Raw genomic sequence first — 21280 nt, forward strand, 5'->3', positions numbered from 1 at the left:
CGGGCAAGCCCGCTCCCACAGGTTCGGTGTTGTTCACAAACAGGTGAACGACGCGAAAACCTGTGGGAGCGTGGCTTGCCCGCGATCCGCGCGAAGCGCGGCCATTCACCGGTCAGGCGATATCACGCAACTCTCGTCGCAGAATTTTCCCGACCGGCGTCATCGGCAACGACTCACGCAACACAATGTGCTTGGGCACTTTGTACGCTGTGAAGTTTTCCTTGCAGTAGGCCTTCAGCTCTTCAAGGCTGACCCCCGATTCGCGGGCCACCACAAACAACTTCACCGCCTCCCCCGAACGCTCGTCCGGTACGCCGATGACCGCGCAGTTGGCGACTTTCGGGTGAGCCATCACGATGTCTTCGATCTCGTTCGGGTACACGTTGAAACCCGAGACGATGATCATGTCTTTCTTGCGATCAACGATGCGCACGAAACCGTCCGGGTCGATCACCGCGATATCGCCGGACTTGAACCAGCCCTCGGCATCCAGCACCTCGGCGGTGGCTTCCGGTTTCTGCCAGTAGCCCTTCATGATTTGCGGGCCCTTGATGCACAGTTCGCCGCGCTCGCCCAATGGCTGCTCTACGCCTTCATCATTAATGACTTTCAGCGTGGTGCCCGGCACCGGCAGGCCGACCGTGCCGATCCGCGATTTGTCTCCGTACGGGTTGGTGCAGGCCACCGGTGAGGTTTCGGTCAGGCCGTAACCTTCGGTGATGCGGCAACCGGTGAGCTGCTCCCAGCGCTCGGCCGTGGCCTTGACCAGCGCAGTGCCGCCGGAGTTGGTGAGTTTGAGGCTGGAAAAATCCAGGGTCTTGAAGTCCGGGTGATCCATCAGCGCGACGAAAAGCGTGTTCAGCCCCAGCAACGCCGAGAACCGCCAGTTTTTCAGCTCCTTGATGAAGCCGCCGATGTCCCGAGGATTGGTGATCAGCACGTTGTGGTTGCCGGTCACCATCATGCACATGCAGTTCGCCGTGAACGCATAGATGTGGTACAGCGGCAGCGGCGCGATCATCACTTCCTGACCTTCGCGCAGCAGTGGCTGGCCGTCGCTGCCGAACTGCCCAAGGCACGCCCGCGCCTGCTGCATGTTCGCCACCAGGTTGCCGTGGGTCAGCATCGCGCCTTTGGCCAGGCCGGTGGTGCCGCCGGTGTACTGCAAGACCGCGATGTCGTCGAGGCTGACTTTCAGCGGCTTGATGCCCAGGCCCCGGCCCAGACGCAGCGCGCTCTTGAAGGAAATCGCCTGCGGCAAGGAATACGCCGGGACCATCTTCTTGACCTTGCTGACCATGGTGTTGACCAGCCAGCCCTTGGCACTGGGCATCAGGTCGCCCATCTTCGCTTCGATCAGGTACTGGATATCGGTGTCGGGCAGCACTTCCTGGACCTTCTGCCCGAACACGTTCAGGTACACCAGCGCCCGGGCGCCGGAGTCCTTGAACTGATGACGCATCTCCCGCGCGGTGTACAGCGGGTTGGTGTTGACCACGATCAGCCCGGCGCGCAAGGCACCGAACACGGCAATCGGGTAATGCAGGACATTGGGCATCTGCACCGCAATGCGATCCCCCGGCACCAGGTCGGTGTGGGCTTGCAGGTAACCGGCGAACGCCAGGCTGTGGCGTTCCAGTTCGGCGTAGGTCAGGGTCACGCCCATGTTGCTGAAGGCGGGGCGATCAGCGAATTTCTTGCAGGAACGCTCGAACACCTCAAGCACCGACTTATAGGCCCCAAGGTCAATATCCAGGGGCACGCCGGCCGGGCGTTTGTCATTCCAGAAATCAGGTTGCATTGTTCTTGTCCTCTTTACCTGAGCCTATCCGGGCCGCTTTTTCTGTCACTTTTGAAAAGGCGGGGCTTCACGGACACTAGCAGCTATGGCGAAACAGGCAAATATGCCAACGGGCGTCATTGACCGCGTGAATCTTGCTGCAGCGGCGTGGCCTGATCAGACGGCAAGCGCAGGATGCGCTATAAAATGCACCGAGGCTGTTTTCCCACCCGGCAGCCCCATGCAAAGGAATCGCCATGATCCACGACACTTTCTGGCTCACCGCGAGTGACCGCAGCCGCCTCTACGTCAACCAGTGGCTGCCCGATCCACCTTTAAAAGCCGTGATCCTGCTGGCCCATGGCATGGCGGAACACAGTGGTCGCTACGCCCGCCTCGCGGAAAAACTCTGCGCGCAGGGTTACGGCGTCTACGCGCCGGACCTGCGTGGACATGGCAAAACTGCCGAAAACGGGACACTGGGCCATTTCGCCGACGACGATGGCTGGTGCAAAGTGGTCGGCGACCTGGCCAGCCTCAACCAGCACATCGGCCAGCAACATCCCGGCTTGCCGATCGTGCTGCTCGGCCACAGCATGGGCAGCTACATCGCCCAGGCCTATCTGCTGCATCACAGCGCCAGCCTGCATGGCGCGGTACTCAGCGGTTCGAACTTCCAGCCCATCGCGCTTTATCGCGCGGCGCGACAAATTGCCCGGCTCGAAGGCGTGCGCCAGGGCCCCAAGGGCCGCAGTGCGCTGATCGAATGGCTGTCGTTCGGCTCGTTCAACAACAAATTCAAACCGGTGCGCACGCGGTTCGACTGGCTCAGTCGTGACCCGGCGGAAGTCGATCTGTACGCCAACGACCCGCTCTGCGGCTTTCGTTGCACCAATCAGCTGTGGATCGATTTGCTTGGCGGCTTGCAGCAAATCAGCAAAGCGTCCAATCTCGCTCAGATTGATCCGGGCCTGCCGTTGCTGGTGATTGGCGGTGAATGTGATCCGGTGAGCGAAGGCAAACGTCTGAATGATCTGGCCAATGCGCTGCGCGCGGCCGGCAGCCAGAACCTGCAACTGACTATTTACCCGCAGGCACGGCATGAACTGTTCAACGAAAGCAACCGCGATGAAGTGATCGATGACGTGTTGAACTGGATCGCCCAGGCGCTGAGCCACCGCCGGCCACCCAGATCGGAATAGTTTTTTTGTGGATTTTTTTATTCGTCACAGGAATTGAAACAGATGACCCAGGTTACCAACACCCCTTACGAAGCCCTCGAAGTCGGCCAGACCGCCAGTTACAGCAAGACGGTCGAAGAGCGCGACATTCAGTTGTTCGCCGCGATGTCCGGTGATCACAACCCGGTGCACCTGGACGCCGAATTCGCTGCTGGCACCATGTTCAAGGAGCGCATTGCCCACGGCATGTTCAGCGGTGCGCTGATCAGCGCGGCCGTGGCTTGCGAGTTGCCTGGGCCGGGCACTATTTATATCGGTCAGCAGATGAGTTTTCAGAAGCCGGTGAAGATTGGCGACACCTTGACCGTGCGTCTGGAGATCCTGGAAAAGCTGCCGAAGTTTCGTGTGCGGATTGCCACTCGAGTGTTCAACCAGCGCGATGAATTGGTGGTGGATGGCGAGGCTGAGATTCTTGCGCCGCGCAAGCAGCAGACGGTGACATTGCCGACGTTGCCGGCGATCAGCATCGGCTGAACCGGTGAGGGGTGTCAGCTGAATCCACCCCTCACCCTAACCCTCCCGAAACGTCGGACCGCCCCAGAGGGGCGGGGGGACCTACCGAGGTGTTCTTTCGGGCTACATCGACCTGAGAGTTCGAGTCGAACTCAGGCTCTGAAAAGCCCCCGATCGGCCCCCTTTCCCCCTCTCCCCACTGGGGAGAGGGCTGGGGTGAGGGGTGATTCTAAAGTCAGATAAAGATCTGAAACTCACCGCGACCGCTCCCCCTCCCCAACCTGCACACTCGCCGTCATCCCCGAACTCAAATTCATCCCCTCCGGCAACTGATCAATCTTGATTCGTACCGGAATCCGCTGCGCCAGCCTTACCCAGTTAAACGTCGGTTCGACCTCCGCCAACAACTGCCCATCCGGCGTGGTATTGCGATCTGTGATCCCGCGACTGATGCTTTCCACATGCCCGTCCAGCGCTTCACCCGCGCTCATCAACCAGACCTTCACCGGATCGCCCACGCGAATCCGCGGCAACTTGGTTTCTTCGAAATACGCCTGCACATAAAAAGTCGAATCGTCGATCAACGCCATCACCGGTTGCCCGGCATTCACGTAATTACCTTGGGCCAGTCGCAGGTTAGTGACGTGGCCGCTACGTGGCGCATGCACCTGACTGCGCGCCAGATTGAGCTCCGCGACCTTGGCTTCCGCCTGAGCCTCACGCAGTTCACCACGGGCAATACCGGCGTTGATTTGTGCGTTCTCGCGCAGCTCGGCACTGATCGCTTGCGGCCCAAGGCTGGCGCGGCGACTGGCTTCCCGTTCGCGCAGATTGAGTTGTTGCTGGCGGGTCTGCACCACCGCTTGGGCTTTCTCCAGCGCCGCTTCGAAACGATCACGATCGATGCTCAGCAACAGATCACCCGCCTTGACCTGCTGGTTATCGAATGCCTTGAGCTCACGCACCCAGCCCGAGACGTCCGGGGCGATCACCACCACATCGGCGCGGATCCGCGCATCCCGGGTCCAGGGCGTGAGCATGTAGTACTGCCACAAATGGAAGCCGGCAAAGATCGCCACCGCCACCAGGCACAGGGTTACCGCGACACGTACGGGGGTACGCATTTTCAACTCCTTATAAAGGTCCGAGGACGACGGTGATCAGGGTCAATACACAGACGTACAAGGCGCAATCAAACAATGCTTCGTGCCAGATCCAGCGGCCAACCGGTGTCAGGCGTAACAGCATGCGCAAGGCTGCGGTGACGAGCAGTGCCAGCAGCACATAAATCAGAAAAGGACTGAGCAGCACACCGCCCACCGACCACTCACGCAAGCCCATGGCTTTGCTCCTGTTGACGGCACCAGGCGCGCCAGCTGCTTTGCAATTGCAGCACCGCACCCTGGGCCAGTTTCACCGCGTCGCTGGGCGGCAACGCGTACAAGGTCTTCAAGAATTCTTCACTGGGTTGTTCCAGCGCATCGACGCAGTCACCCGCCGGGCCTTGCTCGAGGACTTTTTCCAGCTGCTCGAGATAACGTCGCTGTGGCACGCTGACCGGCGCCTGAGCCACCGCCAGGCTCAACCGCAGATGCAGCAATTCATCGCCGATATCGAGACCGAGCAATCCGTCATCCCAGCGGCTTCGCGCCGGTTCCGGCAGTTCAGGATAGTGCCGCGCCAGTTGCAGCAAGCGGTCGGCCATGCGCCCGCCGAACCAGCTTTCGGCACCGCGCAGGTTGCGTCGGGTCAGCCGTACCAGATCGTCGAGCGTCGCCGCCAGCAATCGGCGGCCATGCCACACCGGGTTACGCAGGATCAGCAAATGAAACGCCAGCACCGCTGCGCCGACACCGACCACCATCGCCTGGGCGCTGTTGAAGAACGTGGCGACGTCGAATTTCATCACGTTCAGCGGCGACACCAGCACGATGAAGTGCAGACAGAACGAAGTGGCCGTGGCGCCAATCTGCGGCTTGGCCATGCCCAGCGCACCGAGAAACAACGGCACGCCCATGCCCATGCAGAGCAAGGCAAATCCGCTCCATTGCGGCAGCAGAATCTGCCCGACGAAAAACGCCGCCGGAATCGCCAGGAAAATCCCGCGCATAAAACTCATGCCGATCTGCGCACCGTTCTCGCGACTGGCAAACAGGCTGCACACCACGCAGGTCAGCACCAACGCTCCTGCCGCGGCGGGCCAGGCGGTCGCGAGCCAGAAGCACGACACCACCAGAAACGCCAAGGCACTGCGCGCGCCGAAAACCAGCGCCAATGACAGGTCGCGGTGCGGCGTCAGGGTGCGTGGCGGATCGACCGTCTCACGGCCCTCCTCCACCGCTTTCAACGCCGCAGTCGCCGCCATCGCGGTATCGAGCAGCAAGGTGAAACGGGCCAGGCAATAACTCTGCGCGGAGCTGATGTGCGGCTCATGGCAGGCGTCGAGCAACCTGGGCCGCAACGCTTGCAAGGTCGCGGTATCGGCACCGCTGAGCGCGGCCTGAACCTCGGTCATCCAAGGCAACAGTTGCTCGGCTTCTTGCGGTTCCAATTGCTTCCACTGACGGCGCACCGAACGGGCGATGCGCAACAGCATCAGGAGTTTCTGACTCAAACCGCTGATGGCTCGCGCGCGCTGCCGACCGAGGCCGCCTTCAAACCAGGCATGTTCGCGCTGGGCATCGACGGCGACAATGCGCCCGAGGATTTCCAGCAAGCCTTTACGCGCCTGAGCATCGCCGGCCAGGGTGGCACGCGCAGCATTCATTCCGCTGTTCCAGGCTGCGCGAGCCTGATCCGCCAATTGCCGCTCGACCCGCATCGGCCACAGCAACGCGCTGGCCGCCGTGGCGCAAAGGATGCCCAGACAGATTTCCGTGCAGCGCGCCACGGCTTGGTCGAACACGGTCAGCGGATGAGTAATGGCCGGCAACGCGATGATCGCCACCGTGTAACCGGCCAGCACAAATGAGTAGGACCAGGCACTGCGCAACAGTGTCGAACTCGCCGTACACAACCCGAGCCACAACGCCAACGCCAGTAAAAACAGCCACGGCGTCTGGGCGAACAAGCCCATGAACACCACCGACATGATCGTTCCGACCAGCGTGCCCAGCAGCCGCGCCAGCCCTTTCTGCACCACCATTCCGGACAACGGCTGAGCGACGATGAACGCGGTCATCAGCGCCCAGGCGGGTTGCTCCAGGCCCCAGCGCAATGCCAGCCACAGTGCCAGGCCGCCGCCGATCAAGGTCTTGATCGCGAACTGCAGCGCGCGGCGGTCCGGCGCGAATAACGCCTGCAAAGTGATAGGCACGAAAAGCACTCTTGAAAGGACGATTTAACGATAGTCGGGTTCGGCGGAATTCCATCAACAACACACAGTTTATGTAGGAGCTGTCGAGTGAAACGAGGCTGCGATCTTTTGATCTTGTTTCTTGAAAGCAAAATCAAAAGATCGCAGCCTCGTTTCACTCGACAGCTCCTACGAGGAATGATTCATGATTAAACGCCAGGCACAAAAAAACGCCAGACTGGCTGGCGTTTTTGACAGGTTACGGACGCTTAAGAGCGTGCGCGAGCCTGGTTACGCAGGGCTTTGACCTGATCGTGATTGCGTTGCACGCCGTGGTACTGACGTTCAACCATGTCACGAATGCCCACCAGGTTGTGCTTGTTGATTTTTTCCATGGCTTCTTTGTAAGCCTTCAGTGCATGGTCTTCACCGCGTTCGGCTTCGTTCAGCACGGCTTCTTCATCCTTGCCGGTGAACATCGCTTTCACATCGACCCAGCGACGGTGCAGGTCACCGCTGACGCTGGTGGAAGTTTCCGGATCGCCACCCATCGAACGCACGGCGCTCTGGAGTTCGGCAGCGGCGGTGGCGCAGTCAGCGGAGCGTTGCACGAACAGGGTTTTGAGTTCAGGGTGTTTGATGTCTTCAGCGCAAGTCTTGAACCCTTCCTGACCGTCTTTGCTGGTTTCAATCAGGTCATTGAGTACAGAGATCGCTTCTTTATTCATGTCGGTCATTTTTCAATTCCTTGCGGGTTGATGAAAGATGCAATAGCTATTGCACCCTGCATGCCAGCTTCGAATTGATAATTTATCCGTTATTTTTCAATGACTTAGTTTTAAAGACTAAATCTGTATCCGCTTTTTTTGCATGATCTGTCAATTGGCCTGCATGCAGAATGCCTGTATTTTCCAGATCGAATGAATTCAGACGACCCATGATGAACCCAGAAAAACTCGAACTGTTGATCACCCGTGAAATGCCCTTCGGCAAATACAAGGGTCGAATCATTGCCGACCTGCCCGGCCAATACCTGAACTGGTTCGCCCGGGAAGGTTTCCCCCATGGCGAACTGGGCGGTTTACTGGCCCTAATGCAGGAGATCGATCACAACGGTCTGTCGGAACTGCTCGAACCACTGCGCGCCAAACACGGCAAACCTGCCCCGCGCCACTGAAATTGCCGAAACCGAGTAACCCATGCCCGATAACACCCGTCGCGCCCGTGATGAACACTTCTGGAAGACCTTTGCCGACCGCTACGCTGTCGAACCCGGGCCCATCAACCTGGAAAACGGCTACTTCGGACGAATGTCGCGCACCGTGGTCGAGGAGTACCAGCGCAACATCGAGCTGATCAACCGCAGCAACTCGGTGCATGTGCGCCAGCGTTTCGAACAGGTCGAAAGCCTTGAGATCCGGGCGCAGCTTGCCGGGCTGATGGATGTTCCAGCCGAAACCGTGGCCCTCACCCGCAACGCCTCGGACGGCCTTCAGTCGCTGATCCGTAACTACAATTGCCTTCAACCGGGCGATCAGGTGCTGATTTGCGACCTGGAGTACGACACGGTCAAAGGTGCAATGCGTTGGCTGGCCCGGCATCGCGGCGTGGAAGTGATCGAAATCGACCACTCCCATCCCGCAACTTTCGACAGCTTGCTGGCGACCTATCGCGACACATTCGTGCGTTATCCAAAGCTCAAATTAATGGCCCTGACCCACGTCACCCATCGCACCGGATTGGTCATGCCGGTTCAGGCCATTACTGCCGCCGCGAAGGAACACGGCATCGATGTGATTCTCGATGGCGCGCACGCCTTGGGCCAGATCGAGTTAAATCTGGATGAACTGGGCGTTTCTTTCGCCGGCTTCAACCTGCACAAATGGATCGGCGCGCCCCTGACCCTGGGGTTTATCTACATCGCCCCTGAACGCTTGGCCGACATCGACCCGGACATGGGCGAGATGCATTTCCCGGTCACCGATATTCGCGCCCGCACGCCGTACAGTACGCCGAACATCCCGGCTTTGCTGACACTGCCGCTGGTGTTCGAGGAGCATCTCGCCATGGGCGGGACGGCGGCCAAGAGCACACGGCTCAACTACCTGCGCAACCGGTGGGTCAAGGCGGTTCGCGAGCTACCAGGTATCGATGTCATGACACCCGATGACCCACGACTGTATTGCGGCATCACTTCGATGCGCTTTACCCGGCATACCGATCAACAGGCGATGGTCGCGCGGCTGCTTAGCGACTACAACCTGTTCACCGTGGTCCGCAGCGGCGCGGCGAGCGGGCCATGCATTCGCATTACGCCAGGGCTCACGACCACCGCGGCCGACATGGATCTGCTGGCCCGGGCGCTGACCGAACTGCGCTGACGTCAGACCGTGTACTTGTCGAAGTCCTCCGGTTTGATTTGCGTGGAAGCAGCGAAGGTGTCGATACCGATGGTCGTGTGCCCGAAAAAGCCATCCTCATTCGAGTCTCGACCGAGGGTGTGGACCGTTAATGTCGAGGCCTCGCCGCCCTGATGCCGGTAGTGAAAGTCTTCATTGTTGGTCAGCGGCGAGGCGGACCGACCGCTGTACTCTCGGGCATTGAGCACCGAACGCGAGGCGGGTTCGGGAAAGTAGAGCTGTCCGACCCAGGCGACGTGTCGCTCATCGAGGAAATTGTTGCCGGACGTGATGCGTACCGCGACATGAATGTGCATGGCACGACCGGCATAGAACCCCGGATAAATTGTGGTAAACCGCACCACGCCCTTTTTGTCGGTGAATTGCCCGCCACGCAGATAGGTGTCGTCGTCGGTGCGCGGGACCGAGCCGATGTCACCGACATCGACTTCCTTGTCCGGGTTGATCTTGCTCCAGCCCGAATACGATCCGCGGGCATTGCAATGCCAGATGTCGACCAGGGCCCCGGTCACAGGCTGGCCGGTCATGGCATCGACAATCGCCAGTCGCAGCACCAAGGGAATGCCATCGGCGCTTTCGCTGATGTTGCGTCGGATCAGTTTCGGATTGCGGAAATACGGGCCGGCGATTTGCTCGGGAGACAGCAGGTAAACCGGGGGGGTGGGTGCAACGGAGTTGTTGTCGTCCATGACGTTCTCTCTTCCATAAGATGAACGCAGGTTAACGCTGGTCGAGCGGCGGGATGCGGTAACTATGTATCGCGTGATGTCCCCTGTAGGAGCGAGGCTTGCCCGCGAAGGCGTCCGCCCAGTCACATACGATGCCGGCTGGACCGACGCCTTCGCGGGCAAGCCTCGCTCCTACAGGGTTTGTGTTGGGCAAAAAAAAAACGGTGCACCGACCAAGTGCACCGTAAAGCCGTAGAACACACAACGAAGTGTTGGGTAAAAAGCTGATCAGTCCAGCAGCGCCAGTGCCTCGGCGGTGCATTCCTGAATGCGGGCCCAGTCGCCGTTCTTGATCCACTCCGGATCAAGCATCCAGCTACCGCCCACGCACATCACGTTTTTCAACGCCATGTAGCTCTTGATGTTGGCCGGGCTGACGCCGCCAGTCGGGCAGAATTTCACTTCACCGAACGGGCCGCCGAGGGCCTTGATGGCGGCAACACCACCGCTGACTTCCGCCGGGAACAGCTTGAAGCGGCGATAACCCAGACCATAGCCTTCCATGATGCCGGACGCATTGCTGATGCCTGGCAACAGCGGGATCGGGCTGTCGACGCTGGCTTCGAGCAGGTCACGGGTAATGCCCGGCGTGACGATGAACTGCGAGCCGGCGGCTTCGGCAGCGGCGAGCATGGTGCGATCCAGCACCGTACCGGCGCCGGTCACCAGCTCAGGACGCTGCTCACGCAGAATCTGGATGGCTTTGAGACCGAACTGCGAACGCAGCGTCACTTCCAGGGCAGTCAGGCCACCGGCGGCCAGGGCGTCGGCCAGTGGCAGGACGTCCTGTTCGCGAGCGATGGTGATGACCGGCAGGATCCGCGCCTTGGCGCAGAGGCTGTCGATCAGGGCAACTTTGTCCGCCATGGAAACGGTCGGGGATGTCATTGTCATAGCGGCTGATCCTTGGCTCATGGGCACCAGTAAATCTCTAACGTAGGTTGCAGAAACGCGCGAATCGGCATGGCGGCGACATCGTCACCGGCCAATGCGGCACTCAGGGTGGTCAGCTTGGACTGACCGGAAATCGATAGAACGGTGGTCTTGGCCGAGGCCAGCAGCGCACGGCTCATGGTCAGGCGCTGATGCGGCACGGTGGGCGCCAGCATCGGGTAGCAACGGCGTGTGCCGTCGACTTTCAAGGCGTCGGCCAGGTTCGGGCTGTTGGGGAACAACGAGGCCGTGTGACCGTCATCGCCCATGCCGAGTATCAGCACGTCGATCGGCGGCAACTCGGCGAGCAAGCGGTCGGCCTGCTCGGCTGCCAGCTCAAGGTTCGCGGTGGCGCTGTACAGGCTCAGAAACTGCGCCTTGGCCGCCGGGCCTTGCAGCAGATAACGCTTGAGCAGACCAGCGTTGCTGTCGGCATGCTCCACCGGCACCCAGCGCTCGTCGGCCAGGGTGATGACCACCTTGGACCAGTCCAGTTTCTGCTTGGCCAGGTTCTGGAAAAACGCCACGGGGCTGCGGCCACCGGACACCACCAGCGTCGCTGTGCCGCGAGCGTCGATGGCGTCACTCAGGTGCTTGGCCACATTCAGCGCCAGACCATCGGCCAGCAGCACCGGGCTCTTGAACTCATGGGCGCTGACGCCCTGAGGCAGTTTCAAATTAGATATCGCCATACCACGACCTCCCATCCCGCGTGATCAGAGCAATGGAGCTCATCGGTCCCCAGGACCCGGCCGCGTACGGCTTGGGCGCATCACCGGATTTTTTCCACCCGGCGATCAACTGGTCACACCACTTCCACGCGGCTTCGATTTCATCTTTACGGACAAACAGGTTCTGATTGCCGCGCATTACTTCCAGCAGTAACCGCTCGTAGGCATCGGGAATCCGCGCGCTGCGATAGGTGTCGGAAAAATTCAGCTGCAACGGACCGCTGCGCAGCTGCATGCCCTTGTCCAGGCCTTGTTCTTTGGTCATCACACGCAAGGAAATGCCTTCGTCCGGTTGCAAGCGGATAATCAGCTTGTTGCTGATTTGCAGACGCTGCTCGGGGGCGAAGATGTAGTGCGACGGTTCCTTGAAGTGGATGACGATCTGCGACAGCTTCTGCGGCATGCGCTTGCCGGTACGCAGGTAAAACGGCACGCCGGCCCAGCGCCAGTTGCGGATGTCGGCACGCAGGGCGACGAAGGTTTCGGTGTCGCTCTGGGTGTTGGAATTAGGCTCTTCCAGGTAACCCGGTACTGATTTGCCTTCGCTGTACCCGGCGATGTACTGGCCGCGCACCACTTGCGTGGTCAGACCTTCCGGGCTGATCGGCGCCAGGGCCTTGAGCACTTTGACTTTCTCGTCACGGATGCTGTCGGCGGACAGGTCGGCCGGTGGGTCCATGGCGATCAGGCAAAGCAGTTGCAGCAGGTGATTCTGGATCATGTCTCGCAGCTGACCGGCCTTGTCGAAGTAACCCCAGCGGCCTTCGATACCGACCTTCTCGGCCACGGTGATTTCCACGTGGGAGATGTAATTCTGGTTCCACTGGGTTTCGAACAGGCTGTTGGCGAAACGCAGGGCAATCAGGTTCTGGACGGTCTCTTTGCCCAGGTAGTGGTCGATTCGGTAGGTGCGGTTCTCCGGGAAGAACTGCGCCACGGCGTCGTTGACCTTGCGCGAGGATTCCAGGTCCGAACCGATGGGCTTTTCCAGCACGACGCGGGTGTTTTCGGTCAGGCCGACTTTCGCCAGGTTCTCGCAGATCGCGCCGTAAACGGCGGCCGGCGTGGCGAAGTAGGCAATGACTCGCTGAGCGCTGCCGGCCACTTCGGCCAGGGCGACGTAATCGTCGGCCTTGAGGAAGTCGACATGCAGGTAGCTCAAACGGGCCAGGAAGCGTTCGACCACAGCTTCGTCCAGCTCTTTGGCACCCACGTAACGGCGCAGTTCGGAGGCGATGAACGCCAGGTGCTCCTGCTCGCTGCCAGGCTCACGGGCCAGCGCGATAATGCGCGTATCCTCGTGCAAGAGGCCTGCGCCATCGAGTTGATAAAGGGCAGGAAACAGTTTGCGCAGGGCCAGATCGCCGAGGGCGCCGAACAAGGCAAAGGTGCACGGTTCAACCGTAATCGAAGGCATGATGTTTGTTCTTTTATCAAGTTAAGCTACAAATACCTTTTTTCAAGGCATCACTCAAGGGAAAATGTAGTAATAACCACAACATTTTCGCAAAATACAGATTCCGAGTGGTGGTCGGTCGGAGCCATCAGTAGGATAGGCCACCGTTACGGGCCGTATCAAAGGCCCAATTTGCATTAGCCGAACGCTTATTTGCGCTGCTGACCTAAGGAACATGAAATGGACCGCGTGCGAAATTTACTGGAACAGATCCAGAATCGCCTTGAAGACCTGAACAAGGCTGAACGCAAAGTCGCTGAAGTGATCCTGCTCAACCCACAGCAGGCCACCCGGTTCAGCATCGCCGCCCTCGCCCAGGCTTCAAAGGTCAGTGAGCCGACGGTCAACCGTTTCTGCCGTTCGTTCGGCGTCAGCGGCTACCCCGAACTCAAGCTTCAGTTGGCCCAGAGCCTGGCCAGCGGCGCGGCGTATGTCAGCCGTGCGGTCGAGGCTGATGACAATCCTGAAGCCTATACGAAGAAGATTTTCGGCAGCGCCATCGCCTCGTTGGACAGTGCCTTGCAGGCGCTGGATCCGAACCTGATCAGCCGCGCCGTCGACCTGTTGATCCAGGCCCGGCAGATCCACTTCTTCGGCCTCGGGGCCTCCGCCCCGGTGGCGCTGGATGCGCAGCACAAGTTCTTCCGCTTCAACCTCGCCGTCACCGCCCATGCCGACGTGCTGATGCAACGCATGATTGCGTCGGTGGCGCATACCGGCGAGTTGTTCGTGATCATTTCCTACACCGGCCGCACCCGCGAATTGGTGGAGGTGGCGCGTATCGCCCGGGAGAACGGTGCTTCGGTGCTGGGTCTTACGGCCGAGGGCTCGCCATTGGCCAAGGCCAGTACCTTGAGCCTGAATATTCCGCTGCCGGAAGACACCGACATCTATATGCCGATGACGTCGCGGATCATTCAGTTGACTGTGCTGGATGTGCTGGCGACGGGCATGACCTTGCGCCGGGGCGTGGATTTCCAGCCGCATTTGCGCAAGATCAAAGAGAGCCTGAATGCGAGCCGGTATCCGGTTGGGGATGAGTTCAACTAGGCCAGCATCTTCATTGCCTGTGCTGACCTCTTCGCGGGCAAGCCTCGCTCCTACGACTTTTCGGTTGGCCATCCATTCGCGGCCAGCATCAACCCTGTAGGAGCGAGGCTTGCCCGCGAAGGCGTCAGCGGCAACACCATAGACTTTGAACTAAACCCCAACCCTCGCCTGCAAACTCAAATGCGCCTTCTGCCCCGGTGCCAGGCTCAAACTGTCCGTCCCGCCACTCGCCGCTTCAACACACACAAACTCCGAAATCTCGTCCCAGCTCACTCCCAGCAACGGCCGCGAGCCGGGATGCCAGACCACCGTGTCCGCATGGTCACCGGTGTCGATGCACAATTCCCGCTGCCAGGCGTGGTCCTTGAGCTGCAATTCACCGTCATGCTGGAACACCCGCTGACACCCACCGTCGACCCTTAACTCCCCTTCCTGCTGGCAAACCTGACGATTCAACTGGTCGTAACCCTGGGCGCCATCGAGCCCAGACAGCGCTATCTCTCCGACATCACCAATACGCCAATACGCATGCAAAGCCTGGCTCAATTGGCACGGCAGGCTGTCCTGATGCTCAGTGCTCAGGCGCAGATCCATGCGTTCGCCAAGGTGTGCGTGCAGGTCCACTTGCCAGTCGCAAAGCTGAAGCTGCCAATGCAGCCGCACGCCATCGTCGTCATGGCTGCTGTCGAGCAGCTTCCAGTCAATCAACCGTGCCCAGCCATGTGAGGGCCAGGCATTTTCGCTCGGATGACGGCCATACCACGGCCAGCACACCGGCACGCCGCCACGAATCGCGCCGACTTGCGGCCACTTCGCCGCGCACCACAGCCAGGGCTTCTGGCCCTTCGGCTGGAAGTGCAGTAACTGCGCGCCCTGGCGACTGAACACCGCCTGACACAGCGGATGGTCGATCACCAGCACATCGCGCTTCTGATAGCGCTCCCACGCAAACACCGGACGTTCGCGCAAGGATTTGAAGAAGCGTTGTAGCGGATGCTCATGCATGTGCCACGGTCCTGAAAATCATGGGTGTACTCATACGCCTTAGTAGCAAACTTACTGTGGCGAGGGAGCTTGCTCCCGCTCGGCTGCGAAGCAGTCGTAAACCCGTTGAATGCGGTTTGCCTGAAACATTGTGGTGGCTGGTTTTGGGGCTGCTTCGCAGCCCAGCGGGAGCAAGCTCCCTCGCCACAGGTCCTCATCGATCCACACAAAAAAAAGCGGACAGCCTGGGCTGTCCGCAAAAATGCGCACATAGAGAGGAGCTTATCGCAACAGCGTTAGAACACCGACTGAATTTTCAGGCCGGCCACCAGCGCGTTATCGACTTCATCGACACCACCCGGGTGGGTGATGTATTGCAGGTTAGGACGCACGGTCAGCCAGTTGGTAACGTGGAAGCCGTAGTTGATCTCGTAGTTGTACTCAGTGTTACGCAGCGGCGCGAACAGCGGGTCCTGGTAGTCGGTGACATTGTTGGAGGCGTTGACCAACTCAGAGTTTTTCTTCACGTCATCGTTGACATGGATACGGGCGGCGCCGATACCGAAGTCATCCTTCGGACGTGCATCGAACGGGCCCTTGTACACCAGCATCAGCGACTGGTAGTTGTCGACGAAGTTGGTGTCCTTGTCGTGGAACGTGGCGTTGGCAGCGATGTTCAGACCGCGGGACGCGTCACCGTTGTGGGTGGTGAGTTGTTGTTGCGCCACGAACCAGTAGCCGGACTTGCTGCTGTGGCTGCGATAGGCGTTGCCGCTGGTGGCTGCATCATCGCCGTTGTCGTCTTCACGAACGTCATCGGCCTTGGCCGTGCTTTTGTAGTAACCGACACGGTATTCGCCCGGCAGGTTGCCAGGGTTAGGCAACCAGACCAGTTCGACCGGCAACACGGTGCCTTTGGTACCACTGCCGCTGAGCTTGAAGCCGTTACCGTGCTCCAGTTGCGACGGGTTCTGGTTGTACGCGCCGATCTGCGCATAGAACTCAGGCGAGATGTTGTACTTCACGCGGACCGCAGCCTGCATGACCGGCCAGTTGTACCAGATGTTGGTCGCCCAGTTGCCCACCTGGGAACCGCAGAACGCCAGGTTCTGGAACTCGCAAGGGAAGGTGTTGAAGTCTTCGCCTTCGCCGAAGTAACCGGCCTTGACGTCGAGTTTGCCGTCGAGAAACTGGTGCTTGATCCACAACTGGGTCAGACGGACCATGTGGCCACGGCCGTAGACTTCCTGGGAGGAACTCAAGGTGCCGGCACGCGGATCGCCGACACGGTCATTGGAGATGTTTTCACCGTTACGGTTGGTGAACTGGACCTTGGCCTGGGTGTTATCCCAGCCCCACAGTTTTTGCAGGTCCAACGCCACGCCCAGGCCAAACTGGTCAGCGTAACGCGCGGTCTTGTCATCGTTGAAGCCGCCGTGGAGGTTGCCGCCCACTTCACCGACGTAGTCCATCTTGATGTCGATACCTTGCTCGATCAGCTTGGTCCGCTCGCCACCCCAATCACCGGTCATCCACTCGGAATCGGCGCTGAACGCATCAGCCGCATGCACACTACCGGCCAGCATCATGGCCGCAACGGCTGACAACTGGCAGATAAGCTGAGCGTTGTTTTTCTTCTTCATCCCTACATCCTCGTTTTATTGTTATTAACTGTTTTTATTTAACGCGGTTACATCAGGTGCGATGCGTGACAGGCCACTCACCGCATATCCCCCCTGTAGGAGCCAGGCTTGCCGGCGAAGGCGTCCCTGAAATCGCCTTCGCCGGCAAGCCTGGCTCCTACAGTTTTTTATCTTCAGCGGCCTTTGAATTGGGTGACGTTGGCGCTGTGGCTATCGACTTGCGGCAGACCGGCCACCCCCAGGCGCTCCCCGGTCTTGGCATCGAACAACAGCACTTTCGACGGATCGAACTGCAGGGTCAGGGTCTCGCCCACGTTGGGCGCGACGTCCGGTGCCAGGCGGCAGCAGACTTTGGTTTCATTGAGATTGACGAACACCAGGGTGTCGGGACCGGTCGGTTCGGTGACCTGGACTTCGGCGCGAATGGTCGGCAAACCATTCGGCTCGCTGCCCGCCAAAACGATCTGTTCCGGGCGCAGGCCGAGGATTACTTCGCGGTCTTCCAGACCGGCGTCCTGCATGCCCATTGGCAATTCGCAACGCGCCTGACCACTGTCGAGCAGCGCCACCAGACGGCCGTCCTTGCGCTGCAAACGCAGGGGGATGAAGTTCATCGGCGGCGAGCCGATGAAGCTCGCCACGAACAGGTTGGCCGGGTTGTTGTAAATGTCTTTCGGCGTGCCGAACTGCTGAATGATCCCGTCCTTCATCACCGCCACTTTGTCGCCCAGGGTCATCGCTTCGATCTGGTCGTGGGTCACGTAGACCGTGGTGGTTTTCAGGCGCTGGTGCATCAGTTTCATTTCAGTGCGCATCTCGACACGCAGCTTGGCGTCGAGGTTGGACAGCGGTTCGTCGAACAGGTAAATCTTCGGCCTACGTGCCAGGGCGCGGCCCATCGCCACGCGCTGTTGCTGACCACCGGAGAGCTGACCCGGTTTGCGGTTGAGCAGGTGTTCGATCTGCAGCAGCTTGGACACCCGCGCCACTTCCGCTTCGATGTCGGCGGCGGGCATTTTGCGGATCTTCAAGCCAAAGGCGATGTTCTCGCGCACACTCATGGTCGGGTACAGCGCGTAGGACTGGAACACCATGGCGATGTCGCGGTCTTTGGGGCTCATGCCGCTGACGTCCTGATCACCGATCATGATCGCGCCGCCGGTGATGGTCTCAAGGCCGGCGATGCAATTCATCAGGGTCGATTTGCCGCAACCCGAAGGTCCGACGAGGATCAGGAACTCACCGTCCTTGATCGACAGTTCGATGTTCTTGAGGGTGTCCGGCAGGCCGGGGCCATAGGTCTTGTTTACATTGCGAAGTTCGAGCGTAGCCATGATTACCCCTTGACTGCGCCGGCCGTCAGCCCGCGCACGAAATACTTGCCTGCGACCACATAGACCAGCAGGGTCGGCAGCCCGGCGATCATCGCCGCCGCCATATCAACGTTGTATTCCTTGGCCCCGGTACTGGTGTTGACCAAGTTGTTCAACGCCACCGTAATGGGTTGCGAATCACCGCTGGAGAACACCACGCCGAACAGGAAGTCGTTCCAGATCTGGGTGAACTGCCAGATCAGGCAGACCATGATGATCGGGGTGGACATCGGCAGGATGATCAAGCGGAAGATGGTGAAGAAACCCGCGCCATCGAGCCGCGCCGCCTTCACCAGCGCATCGGGAACGCTGACGTAGTAGTTACGGAAGAACAGCGTGGTGAACGCCAGGCCGTAGACCACGTGCACGAACACCAGGCCCGTGGTGGTGCTGGCCAGGCCCATCTTGCCGAGGGTGAACGAGGCCGGCAGCAGGACGGTCTGGAACGGCAGGAAGCAACCGAACAGCAGCAAACCGAAGAACAGTTGCGAGCCACGGAAGCGCCACATCGACAGCACATAGCCGTTCAGCGCACCGATGGCGGTGGAGATCATCACGGCCGGGACGGTGATTTTGATCGAGTTCCAGAAGTACCCGTCAACCGTGCCCCAGGCCTTGACCCAGCCAATGCCGCTGACCACGGTTGGCCAGCTCAGCAGGTTCCCGGAGTTGATGTCTTCCGGGGTCTTGAAGCTGGTCAACAGCATGACCACCAGCGGTATCAGGTAAAGCAATACGGCCAGGATCAGCACGCCGTAGATCGCGATGCGACTCAGGCTGATGGAAGGTTTGGCAGAGAAACTAGTCATGGCGCTTGGTCCTCAGCTCGGAGTACAGGTAAGGCACGATGATTGCGAGAATCGCACCGAGCATCAGAATCGCACTGGCCGAACCCATGCCCATCTGGCCGCGGCTGAAGGTGAAGGAATACATGAACATCGCAGGCAGGTCGGAGGAATAACCCGGGCCACCGGCGGTCATTGCTGCCACCAGGTCGAAACTCTTGATCGCGATGTGGGCCAGGATCATGACCGCGCTGAAGAACACCGGGCGCAGGCTCGGCAACACCACTTTCAGGTAAATGCGCGGCATGCTCGCGCCATCGATCTGGGCGGCACGGATGATCGATTGATCAACCCCACGCAGGCCGGCGAGGAACATCGCCATGATGAAGCCCGAGGCTTGCCAGACCGCAGCAATCACCAGGCAATACACCACGCGATCCGGGTCAATCAGCCAGTCCAGGCGAAAGCCTTCCCAGCCCCAGTCGCGCAGCAATTTGTCCAGGCCCATGCCCGGGTTGAGCAGCCACTTCCAGGCGGTACCGGTGACGATCATCGAGAGCGCCATCGGGTACAGGTAAATGGTGCGAATGAAACCTTCGCGACGAATGCGCTGGTCAAGAAACACCGCCAGCAGAACACCTATCACCAGGGTGATACCGATGAACATGCCGCCGAAAACTGCGAGGTTCTTGCTCGCGACCCACCAGCGGTCGTTGTCGAACAGCCGTTGGTATTGCGCCAAACCTGCCCATTTGTAAGTCGGGAGGAAGGTCGAGGTGGTGAACGACAGGATGAACGTCCACAGGATGTAGCCATAGAAGCCCACCAGAACGATGAACATGCTGGGCGCCAGCACCAGTTTCGGGAGCCAGCGCTGCAGTGCATCGAACGGCGAGGCCTTGCTGAACACAGCAACAGAACTCATGGGGAAATCCAGTACGGGAAAGAGAGAATTTGGGCAGGCCCCTTGTAGGAGCCGGCTTGCTGCGGGCGGCGTTCCGACGAAGGCGGTGTGTCAGTCGACATCTGCGTTGAATGACACATCGCTATCGCCAGCAAGCCGGCTCCTACAGGCCAAGCATTACTTGGCCGCTTTGACGGCCGTGCCCAGTTGTTTGGCGGCAGTGGCCGGATCGGCTTTCGGATCGTTGATGAAGTTGGTCACGACATCAAAGAACGCACCTTGTACTGCCAGCGTGGTCGCCATGTTGTGCGCCATGCTCGGCTGCAGGCCGCCGGACTTGGCGTCCGCCAGGAAGTCCTTGGCAGCGGTCTGGGCGCAGGAGTCGAAACCGTACTTGCCCATGTCGGCGAGCATGTCGTTACGCACCGGGATCGAGCCCTTGTTGATGCTGAAGACCTTCTGGAAGTTCTCACCCAGCACGACCTTGGCAATGTCCTGCTGCGCGGCAGCAGTGCCCTTGTCTTTCTGCTTGAACACCGCCAGGGAGTCGATGTTGTAGGTGAAAGCCTTGTCGGTGCCCGGGAACGCTACGCACTCGTAGTCCTTGCCGGCGACTTTCTTGGCCGCTGTCCACTCGCTCTTGGCCCAGTCACCCATGATCTGCATGCCGGCCTTGCCGTTGATGACCTTGGCCGCTTCCAGGTTCCAGTCCTGGCCCTTGCCGTCGGCGTCCATGTAGGTCGCGACTTTCTTCAGCTCGGTCAACGCCTTGACCATTTCAGGACCGGTCAGTGCAGCGTTGTCCAGGTCTACCAGGGCTTTCTTGTAGCCGTCGACGCCCATGACCGAAAGGACCACCGCTTCGAACACGGTGCTGTCCTGCCAAGGCTGGCCGCCGTGAGCAAGGGCAATGAAGCCCGCAGCTTTCAGCTTGTCACCGGCCGCGTAGAATTCTTCGAGGGTGGTTGGCGCTTTTTCGATGCCGGCTTTCTTGAAGACTTCCGGGTTGATCCACAGCCAGTTGACGCGGTGAATGTTCACCGGCACGGCCACGTAGTCACCCTCGTACTTCACGGTATCGGAGACTTTCTTGTCGAGCAGGCTGTCCCACTTCTCGGTCTTGGCAGCGTCTTTCAAGACGTCGGTGTCCAGGAGACCGGTAGACGCCCATTCCTGGATGTCCGGGCCTTTGATCTGCGCTACGCCCGGCGGGTTACCGGCAACGGCGCGGCTTTTGAGTACGGTCATGGCAGTAGCACCGCCACCACCGGCGACTGCGCCGTCCTTCCAGGTGAAACCGTCTTTTTCGACTTGGGCCTTGAGCACATCAACAGCAGCTTTTTCGCCACCGGAGGTCCACCAGTGAACGACTTCTACCGATCCTTTGGAATCGGCGGCAAGTGCACTGACAGGGAATGCAGAGACAGGAAGCAATGAGGCAAGAGAAATGACAGTAGCGAGGCGAGAAATCGCATTCATCTAGAATTACCTTTCTTGTTGTTAT

The 21280-nt window shown here is 59.7% G+C and carries 20 protein-coding genes; 5 read left to right on the forward strand and 15 right to left on the reverse strand.

Annotated features, from left to right (window positions below; genetic code table 11):
- Positions 1-112 precede the first annotated feature (112 nt).
- Positions 113-1801 (reverse strand): long-chain-fatty-acid--CoA ligase FadD2, encoded by a 1689-nt coding sequence (gene fadD2, locus ACYZT6_RS20195; RefSeq protein ID WP_462028359.1) that lies wholly within the window; start codon positions 1799-1801, stop codon positions 113-115.
- A 236-nt stretch (positions 1802-2037) separates the two neighbouring features.
- Here fadD2 and ACYZT6_RS20200 point away from each other — a divergent pair, with 236 nt between their 5' ends.
- Both ACYZT6_RS20200 and ACYZT6_RS20205 read left to right on the forward strand, forming a co-directional pair.
- Positions 2038-2982: a lysophospholipase gene (locus ACYZT6_RS20200; RefSeq protein WP_462028360.1), complete on the forward strand. Its 945-nt coding sequence runs from the start codon at positions 2038-2040 to the stop codon at positions 2980-2982.
- Positions 2983-3024: 42 nt separating this feature from the next.
- Entirely contained in the window at positions 3025-3495 is a 471-nt protein-coding gene (locus tag ACYZT6_RS20205) for a MaoC family dehydratase (RefSeq protein ID WP_008151121.1), read from the forward strand.
- Between the two features lie 233 nt (positions 3496-3728).
- On the opposite strand, the gene ACYZT6_RS20210 is transcribed toward ACYZT6_RS20205, so the two are convergent.
- The 4 genes from ACYZT6_RS20210 to ACYZT6_RS20225 form a co-directional block, all read right to left on the reverse strand.
- Complete coding sequence (locus tag ACYZT6_RS20210) at positions 3729-4598, reverse strand: efflux RND transporter periplasmic adaptor subunit (RefSeq protein WP_462028361.1); 870 nt, start codon at positions 4596-4598, stop codon at positions 3729-3731.
- Positions 4599-4608: 10 nt separating this feature from the next.
- A complete protein-coding gene (locus ACYZT6_RS20215; protein WP_094471041.1) occupies positions 4609-4815 on the reverse strand; it encodes a DUF1656 domain-containing protein in 207 nt (68 codons plus the stop codon).
- Complete coding sequence (locus ACYZT6_RS20220) at positions 4802-6790, reverse strand: FUSC family protein (protein WP_462028362.1); 1989 nt, start codon at positions 6788-6790, stop codon at positions 4802-4804. Before ACYZT6_RS20220 ends, ACYZT6_RS20215 begins: the two co-directional genes overlap by 14 nt.
- A 248-nt stretch (positions 6791-7038) precedes the next feature.
- Positions 7039-7506, reverse strand: a complete 468-nt coding sequence (locus ACYZT6_RS20225; protein ID WP_403107335.1) for a ferritin-like domain-containing protein — start codon at positions 7504-7506, stop codon at positions 7039-7041.
- Positions 7507-7709: 203 nt separating this feature from the next.
- Here ACYZT6_RS20225 and ACYZT6_RS20230 point away from each other — a divergent pair, with 203 nt between their 5' ends.
- Together ACYZT6_RS20230 and ACYZT6_RS20235 are read left to right on the forward strand one after the other, a co-directional pair.
- Positions 7710-7946 (forward strand): DUF3820 family protein, encoded by a 237-nt coding sequence (locus tag ACYZT6_RS20230; protein WP_007949456.1) that lies wholly within the window; start codon positions 7710-7712, stop codon positions 7944-7946.
- A 22-nt stretch (positions 7947-7968) separates the two neighbouring features.
- Complete coding sequence (locus ACYZT6_RS20235) at positions 7969-9150, forward strand: aminotransferase class V-fold PLP-dependent enzyme (protein WP_462028363.1); 1182 nt, start codon at positions 7969-7971, stop codon at positions 9148-9150.
- Positions 9151-9152: 2 nt separating this feature from the next.
- Here the strand turns inward: ACYZT6_RS20235 and ACYZT6_RS20240 are convergent, their stop codons facing one another.
- The 4 genes from ACYZT6_RS20240 to zwf all read right to left on the reverse strand — a co-directional run bounded on the left by ACYZT6_RS20240 (position 9153) and on the right by zwf (position 12998).
- A complete protein-coding gene (locus ACYZT6_RS20240; RefSeq protein WP_462028364.1) occupies positions 9153-9878 on the reverse strand; it encodes an intradiol ring-cleavage dioxygenase in 726 nt (241 codons plus the stop codon).
- Positions 9879-10145: 267 nt separating this feature from the next.
- Positions 10146-10811: a bifunctional 4-hydroxy-2-oxoglutarate aldolase/2-dehydro-3-deoxy-phosphogluconate aldolase gene (locus tag ACYZT6_RS20245; RefSeq protein ID WP_461955353.1), complete on the reverse strand. Its 666-nt coding sequence runs from the start codon at positions 10809-10811 to the stop codon at positions 10146-10148.
- A gap of 17 nt (positions 10812-10828) precedes the next feature.
- Positions 10829-11542 carry a 6-phosphogluconolactonase gene (gene pgl / locus ACYZT6_RS20250; protein WP_462028365.1) on the reverse strand — a complete coding sequence of 238 codons (714 nt, stop codon included), beginning with the start codon at positions 11540-11542 and terminating at the stop codon, positions 10829-10831.
- On the reverse strand, positions 11529-12998 hold the full coding sequence (gene zwf / locus ACYZT6_RS20255; protein ID WP_462028366.1) for a glucose-6-phosphate dehydrogenase: 1470 nt from the start codon (positions 12996-12998) through the stop codon (positions 11529-11531). The genes pgl and zwf overlap by 14 nt, the downstream gene beginning before the upstream one ends.
- A gap of 228 nt (positions 12999-13226) precedes the next feature.
- Between zwf and ACYZT6_RS20260 the strand changes: the two genes are divergently transcribed.
- The gene (locus ACYZT6_RS20260; RefSeq protein ID WP_175649041.1) at positions 13227-14087 is read left to right on the forward strand and encodes a MurR/RpiR family transcriptional regulator; all 861 of its coding nucleotides are present in this window, start codon (positions 13227-13229) and stop codon (positions 14085-14087) included.
- 150 nt (positions 14088-14237) lie between these two features.
- Here the strand turns inward: ACYZT6_RS20260 and ACYZT6_RS20265 are convergent, their stop codons facing one another.
- The 6 genes from ACYZT6_RS20265 to ACYZT6_RS20290 form a co-directional block, all read right to left on the reverse strand.
- A complete protein-coding gene (locus tag ACYZT6_RS20265; protein ID WP_462028367.1) occupies positions 14238-15092 on the reverse strand; it encodes a D-hexose-6-phosphate mutarotase in 855 nt (284 codons plus the stop codon).
- Between the two features lie 275 nt (positions 15093-15367).
- Positions 15368-16714, reverse strand: coding sequence for a carbohydrate porin (locus tag ACYZT6_RS20270; protein ID WP_462028368.1), 1347 nt, complete (start codon positions 16712-16714; stop codon positions 15368-15370).
- Between the two features lie 173 nt (positions 16715-16887).
- Positions 16888-18048, reverse strand: coding sequence for an ABC transporter ATP-binding protein (locus ACYZT6_RS20275; protein WP_462028369.1), 1161 nt, complete (start codon positions 18046-18048; stop codon positions 16888-16890).
- A gap of 2 nt (positions 18049-18050) precedes the next feature.
- Complete coding sequence (locus ACYZT6_RS20280; protein WP_462028370.1) at positions 18051-18896, reverse strand: carbohydrate ABC transporter permease; 846 nt, start codon at positions 18894-18896, stop codon at positions 18051-18053.
- Positions 18889-19797: a carbohydrate ABC transporter permease gene (locus tag ACYZT6_RS20285; RefSeq protein ID WP_010457390.1), complete on the reverse strand. Its 909-nt coding sequence runs from the start codon at positions 19795-19797 to the stop codon at positions 18889-18891. Before ACYZT6_RS20285 ends, ACYZT6_RS20280 begins: the two co-directional genes overlap by 8 nt.
- A 156-nt stretch (positions 19798-19953) precedes the next feature.
- Complete coding sequence (locus ACYZT6_RS20290; RefSeq protein ID WP_462028371.1) at positions 19954-21255, reverse strand: ABC transporter substrate-binding protein; 1302 nt, start codon at positions 21253-21255, stop codon at positions 19954-19956.
- Positions 21256-21280: the final 25 nt, after the last annotated feature.

This window comes from Pseudomonas sp. RT6P73, from assembly GCF_054897715.1.